The sequence below is a fragment of the Sporomusa sp. genome, from assembly GCF_035561155.1.
Lineage (GTDB): Bacteria > Bacillota > Negativicutes > Sporomusales > Sporomusaceae > Sporomusa.
Genome location: NZ_DATMYD010000168.1, coordinates 1 through 6,167, shown reverse-complemented (window position 1 = coordinate 6,167; position 6,167 = coordinate 1). Strand labels below are relative to the sequence as shown.

At 47.3% G+C, this 6,167-nt stretch carries 5 protein-coding genes; 4 read left to right on the top strand and 1 reads right to left on the bottom strand.

The window, feature by feature from the left end; translation table 11 throughout:
• Positions 1-168 precede the first annotated feature (168 nt).
• Entirely contained in the window at positions 169-1,551 is a 1,383-nt protein-coding gene (locus VN447_RS23050; protein WP_325528771.1) for a mannose-1-phosphate guanylyltransferase/mannose-6-phosphate isomerase, read from the top strand.
• Between the two features lie 77 nt (positions 1,552-1,628).
• On the opposite strand, the gene VN447_RS23045 is transcribed toward VN447_RS23050, so the two are convergent.
• Complete coding sequence (locus VN447_RS23045) at positions 1,629-1,937, bottom strand: hypothetical protein (RefSeq protein WP_325528769.1); 309 nt, start codon at positions 1,935-1,937, stop codon at positions 1,629-1,631.
• Between the two features lie 222 nt (positions 1,938-2,159).
• Here VN447_RS23045 and VN447_RS23040 point away from each other — a divergent pair, with 222 nt between their 5' ends.
• Genes VN447_RS23040 through VN447_RS23030 form a run of 3 tightly spaced genes read left to right on the top strand, consistent with a single transcriptional unit; the run spans position 2,160 to position 5,990 of the window.
• Positions 2,160-3,521, top strand: coding sequence for a phosphomannomutase (locus VN447_RS23040; RefSeq protein ID WP_325528768.1), 1,362 nt, complete (start codon positions 2,160-2,162; stop codon positions 3,519-3,521).
• A 14-nt stretch (positions 3,522-3,535) separates the two neighbouring features.
• Positions 3,536-4,450 carry a UTP--glucose-1-phosphate uridylyltransferase GalU gene (galU, locus tag VN447_RS23035; protein WP_325528767.1) on the top strand — a complete coding sequence of 305 codons (915 nt, stop codon included), beginning with the start codon at positions 3,536-3,538 and terminating at the stop codon, positions 4,448-4,450.
• Positions 4,451-4,505: 55 nt separating this feature from the next.
• Positions 4,506-5,990 carry a glucose-6-phosphate isomerase gene (locus VN447_RS23030; RefSeq protein WP_325528765.1) on the top strand — a complete coding sequence of 495 codons (1,485 nt, stop codon included), beginning with the start codon at positions 4,506-4,508 and terminating at the stop codon, positions 5,988-5,990.
• Positions 5,991-6,167 lie beyond the last annotated feature (177 nt).

Below are 6,167 nucleotides of genomic sequence, written 5' to 3'. Positions count from 1 at the left end.
AAAGAAACTTTAGATTAATGAGCAGAAATATTAGCTGATTTTAAAATAAATTACAAGAATTTAAATTGACATACCTCCTTATTCGACTAGAAGTTTGGCTGGTTAGTCTTTCAGAACATATGGTATAATAAGGATAAATTCTTTCAATTAATAGGAGAGAAAAAATATATGAAACTCATCATCCTGGCCGGCGGTGGCGGTACTCGCCTATTCCCGTTATCGCGCACCTGTTTGCCTAAGCAGTTCCTAAAACTCGGTAATTCTGATTCGCTATTAACTCAAACTGTGAAACGTTTCTTACCCTTAGTAAAGCCATCAGACATTGTTGTTGTAACCAACAAAGAATATGTCCACCATGTAAAAACCGAACTGGCGACATGCGGAGCCAGCACTGCTCACATATTATTAGAACCTGTAGCACGTAATACCGCGCCCGCTATAGCTTTAGCTGCCAGGTTTTGCCTGGATGAACTTGATGGTTCCAGCGAGGAAGTCCTATTCGTAACCCCGGCAGACCATATCATCCATCCTACCGATATCTTTATCAAAAACGTACGCCAAGCAGTTGAACTGGCTGTTCAAGATAAAATGGTGACTTTCGGTATCAGACCAGATAAGCCTGAAACAGGCTACGGCTATATCCAGGCCGGCGAACCCTACGGCAGCGGTTATAAAGTGCAGTCTTTCCAAGAGAAGCCGGACAAAGATACTGCAGAAGAATACCTTTCCGCAGGTAACTATTACTGGAATTCAGGTATGTTTGCATTTACAATAGGCTGCATTATGGCTGAGTTCCGCACACATGCGCCGGAGATTTATCAGCTCGCATCTGCTCCACTGTCTGAAGTTATCAATAAGTTTGACGCCATGCCCGGTATCTCTATAGATTATGCGGTAGCAGAAAAATCGGCGCGGGTGGTTATGGCCCCACTTACCGCGTATTGGAACGATATCGGCTCCTGGGATGCCATCTATGATGTATTGGATAAAGATCAAGCCGGCAACGCGCTCAATGGTGATTGCCTCCCGATCGACTGTTCCAATACGCTTATGCTGGGACGCAACCGTTTAATTGCTGGAATCGGCCTGGAAGATGTCCTAGTTGTCGAAACCGACGATGTCATTGTCGTCGCCAAGCGTGGTGAGTCCCAGAAGGTAAAAGATGTTGTTACTGAGCTCAAAGCCCGGGGACGACGCGAGGTGGATGAACACACTACTATGTATAGGCCATGGGGCAGCTACACTGTTCTTGGCGAAGGGCCTGGCTACAAAATGAAGAAGATTGTGGTAACCCCTGGTCAGCAGCTCAGTCTGCAGCTTCACTATCACCGCAGCGAACACTGGATTGTTATTGGCGGAACTGCTAAAGTGACGATCGGTGAGCAGGTGCAAATGGTACATGTCAATGAGAGCGTATATATTCCTACCTCAACCAGGCATCGCCTGGAGAACCCGGGTAAGCTGCCGCTTGAGATCATTGAGGTCCAGAATGGCAGTTATCTTGGGGAAGACGATATTGTACGGTTTGATGATGTATATGGACGGGCATAGCCCAATAAAATATTCCTGGCAGCTTATGGCTGCGCAGGAATATTTTTAATGCCACTGGGGACGGTCCCGCTGACATGTTATTTCGCTCGTTTAAGTAGTATGATTTCTGCTTCATGCTGGGCAGTATCTGCAGCTAATTTCCTCAGCATTTCGGAGTGTAAGATTTGGGTGGCATCAATTTTGTCAACTTTTTCACCAAGGACAGTAATCATCTGAACTACGTCAGTAAAACCATTCTCCATTTTGGTTTCCAGGCTACCTACCTTGGCTTCCAGTCTATCCATTCGCTGGATAAGCTCTTCGGTTACTGCGTTGTTGTGTCCTACCATTTTGACAAGCTGTTCCATCATGGCCTGCATCTGATTGAGCTGATCTTTTACCTCCACATTTTTTCACCTCACCTTCTTCGCCTGTTAGGCCAATTGTCCCTTGTACCAATTGTAGACTAGAAATGACAAAAAATAAATAAAAAACTATAATTCCGTGACACTTTCTTTTAATGACTGAACTAAACTACAAAATATTCCTGGCAGCTTATGGCTGCACAGGAATATTTTTATTTGGTGTAGTATATAGTATATGGTTGAATACATGAGGAGCGTGAGGATATGGAGATTAAACGTAACGCGTTCAAAGCCTATGATATCCGGGGGAAGGTTCCTGAAGAATTAAACGAAGAAATGGCTTATCGGATTGGACGGGCATATATCGATATTTTTAAAGCAAAAAAGGTAGCTGTAGGCCATGACATCAGACTCTCCGGGCCGGCATTTAGAAATGCTCTGGTAAAAGGGCTGACTGAAGCCGGTTGTGATGTTGTTGATATTGGGATGTGTGGTACAGAGCAGATCTATTTTGCTACTGCTCATCTAAAACTTGACGGTGGTATTATGATTACTGCCAGTCATAATCCCAAGGACTATAACGGGATGAAGCTGGTGCGGGAGGAATCCAGGCCGATTAGCAGTGATAGTGGGCTTAAAGAGATAGAGGAAAAGGTTGTGACCGGCGAGTTTCCGCCTGTGCGCCAAGACGTTACTCCAGGTCAGGTTACCTATGTAAATGTAATGAAAGAATATGTGGCTCATCTCTTAACCTATGTAGATCAATCGCTCTTGAAATCGCTTAAAGTTGTTGTGAATGCCGGCAATGGTGCAGCGGGGGCAGTCATTGACGCGTTAGAGCCGCACTTACCGTTTGAGTTTATTAAAGTCAATCATGATCCTGATGGTAACTTCCCGAACGGCGTACCCAACCCGCTTTTGGTTGAAAACAGGGAGGCTACCGCTAAGGTTGTCCGTGAACAAGGTGCTGCGATTGGTATTGCCTGGGATGGAGATTTTGACCGCTGCTTCCTGTTTGATGAAAAAGGCGACTTTATTGAAGGCTATTACCTTGTCGGCTTTTTGGCTCAGGCGTTCCTCAGACGTTATCCTGGGGCCAAGATTATTTATGACCCACGCCTGACCTGGAATACCATTGAATTAGTTGAGAAAGCGAGCGGAATTCCTGTTTTATCGAAAAGCGGCCATGCCTTTATCAAAGAACGTATGCGCAAAGAAGACGCTGTCTACGGTGGCGAAATGTCTGCTCATCACTATTTCAAAGAGTTCTCCTACTGTGATAGCGGTATGATCCCGTGGCTGCTGGTACTTGAGATTATGTGCCGTGAGGGTAAGCCGTTATCTGAGCTCATGCACGAAAGAACGGCATGTTATCCGGTAAGCGGCGAAATCAACAGTACTGTGGCTGATGCGACGGCAGTCATACAACAGATCGAGGAAAGGTATACCCCAGGGGCTCTGAAGGTGGAAAGGGTGGACGGCCTTAGTGTTGAGTATGATACCTGGCGCTTTAATGTGCGGATGTCCAATACTGAGCCTGTGCTTAGGCTTAATGTTGAGTCCAAATGTGACGTTCAGTTAATGGAAGAAAAGACAAACGAACTTCTGTCGCTTATCCGTGCATAGAAAGGACTGAGCTAATGACTAAAACCTCAGGAAAGATAAAAAAAGCAGTTATTCCTGCTGCTGGTCTTGGTACCCGGTTTTTGCCGGCTACCAAAGCCCAGCCTAAAGAAATGCTGCCAATCGTAGACAAACCCGCCATTCAATATATTATCGAGGAAGCCATTCAGTCAGGTATCGAGGAGATCCTCATTATTACCGGCCGGAACAAGCGGGCGATTGAAGACCATTTCGACCGGGCGGTCGAGCTTGAGATGACGCTAAAGGCCCAGGGAAAGTACGACCTGTTAGGGCTTGTAGAAGAACTTTCTGAGGTCACTATCCACTATGTGCGCCAAAAGGAAGCCAAGGGACTGGGACACGCCGTGTTGTGTGCCAAGCAGTTTGTTGGCAACGAGCCTTTTGCTGTGCTCTTGGGCGACGACATTATTGATGCCAATGTACCTTGTCTCAAGCAGCTCATGGATGCCTATGATGACTATCAGGGTACCATCCTCGGTGTTCAGGAAGTACCTAAAGAAAAGGTGTCAAGCTATGGCATTGTTAAGCCTGAGCCGGTAAAGGACAATGTCTGGCGAGCCGTTGATCTGGTAGAGAAGCCGTCGATTGAGGAAGCGCCGTCCCAGCTTGCCGTCTTGGGCCGGTATATCATTGAGCCGGAAATTTTCTATCTTCTCGAGGATACGCCACCAGGGCGTGGCGGGGAGATCCAACTGACAGACGCTCTGCGCCGGCTGGCTGCCTTTAAGCCGGTGTATGCCTACAATTTTGACGGACGGCGTTATGATGTTGGTGATAAGCAGGGGTATCTTGAAGCGACTGTTGAGTTTGCCTTGAAGCGTCCGGACCTTAGAGATAAGTTTTTGCGCTACCTGCTTAGGACTGTCGGGCCGCTAGGGAAAGATTACGCGGCAACAAATAGCGAGAGGTAAAATGAAAGGCCTAAGGTGAGTTTGCACGTCAAGAAGATGTGAGGAGATGAGATCAATGCCTAACCATGAGACAGTACTTACATTACCGTCAGGTTTTGCCCTGGATTATACCAATCTATACGGTGAAGGCCGGATTACTCCAGGTGACATTGCGGAATTGTCCGAAAACTTCAAAGCTGCTCACCAGGCAATTGAGCATATGCGGGCTACCGGCGAGGTACGCGGGCATCTGTCTAAAGACGGCAATCCGGAAAAGGTGTTATTTAGCCAACTGCCCTATGTACAAGCGGGTAACTTGAATAGTCCGGAGTCGATTGCCCGGCTTAAGGAATTTGGGCAGTCGCTGAGATACAAGGTAGATGGAGTTATCTCGTTTGGTATTGGCGGCTCTTACTTGGGCAACAAGGTGTTATTTGACGTGCAGTGCGGCGAGTTTTGGAACAGTAAGAGCAGTGAAGAGCGGCAAGGGTACCCGAAGCTATATTTTAGCGGCAATAATATTGACCCGCGCCGGACAGTTGAACTCATTGAGCACATTAAATATGAGGCACGGATAAAGGCTGTGCATGCGGGGGCAACAGACCGGGTTTACCGGGTAATGCTTGTCGTCATTTCCAAATCGGGTGCAACGCTCGATACTATGTCTACTTTTATGGTAGCATATGAGGCGCTAAAGAAAGAAGCGCCTGCTATAGAGGTCCAGGTAGTAGCAGTGACCGATCCAATTACGGGGGAGCATGAGACACTACTGCATAAACTGGCAGCTCAAGAGGGTTGGCCGATGTTTAGTGTGCCCGACGGTGTCGGCGGCCGGTTCAGTGTGTTTTCCGAAGTCGGGTTGGTTACGGCGGCCTGCGTAGGGTTTGACATTGACGCCTTTTTAGCCGGTGCACGTTCGATGGACGAGGCGTGTAAAGCAGATGACATCTGGCATAATCCGGCCCTGCTTAACGCCGTACTTAAGTATCTGGCTGCCGAAACCTACGGGCGGGATATTGAAGTATTCATGCCATATGCCGATTATCTCAAGTCTGTGGCCGAGTGGTATATTCAGCTCTTGGCCGAGTCACTGGGTAAGAGGACCGACCGTTCAGGTCGGCAAGTTTACTACGGCCGTACGCCAATCGTCGCCGTCGGTACCACCGATATGCATGCCCAGACTCAACAGCATCAAGACGGTAAACTTGATAAGGTGATTCAATTTGTACAGGTCGCTGAGTGGAAGACAGACCCGATGATACCAGACAGTTTTCCCTCAGCCTCCAAGCTTTCGGAGATAGCAGGCTTACAGCTTAGTCAGGCGCTTAATGCCGCACGGGAAGCCAATGCTACGGCGCTGATAAGCGATAACAGGTTTAATGCCAACTTCATCCTGCCCAGGCTGGATGCCTATTCCCTGGGAGAACTTTTATATTTGCTGGCCTTGTCAGTCGCGTATGAAGGTGAACTTGCTAATGTCGATGCGTTTGACCAGCCTGGCGTAGAAGCCTATAAGCGAATACTAGGGCCCAGGTTAAAAAGAATAAAATCAAATAATTAGCGTAAACGAAACCACTCTTGTCAGAGTGGTTTTTTGTGTATATCAGAATTTATAAGTTTAAAGAGCCTGTAGCAGGAGAACTGGCGTGGGTTTGCGGAAACAGAGCAGAATGAAAAAGAACATCTTATGGCAGATCTTTTTTGATGGAAAACAGAATTGGAAGCGGTTCGTGGAAAA

What these genes read in the sequence shown, in the direction of transcription:
- VN447_RS23040 (WP_325528768.1), top strand. Translation starts at nt 2,160, where the DNA reads ATGGAGATTAAACGTAACGCGTTCAAAGCCTATGATATCCGGGGGAAG.
- VN447_RS23050 (WP_325528771.1), top strand. Translation starts at nt 169, where the DNA reads ATGAAACTCATCATCCTGGCCGGCGGTGGCGGTACTCGCCTATTCCCG.
- VN447_RS23030 (WP_325528765.1), top strand. Translation starts at nt 4,506, where the DNA reads ATGCCTAACCATGAGACAGTACTTACATTACCGTCAGGTTTTGCCCTG.
- galU (WP_325528767.1), top strand. Translation starts at nt 3,536, where the DNA reads ATGACTAAAACCTCAGGAAAGATAAAAAAAGCAGTTATTCCTGCTGCT.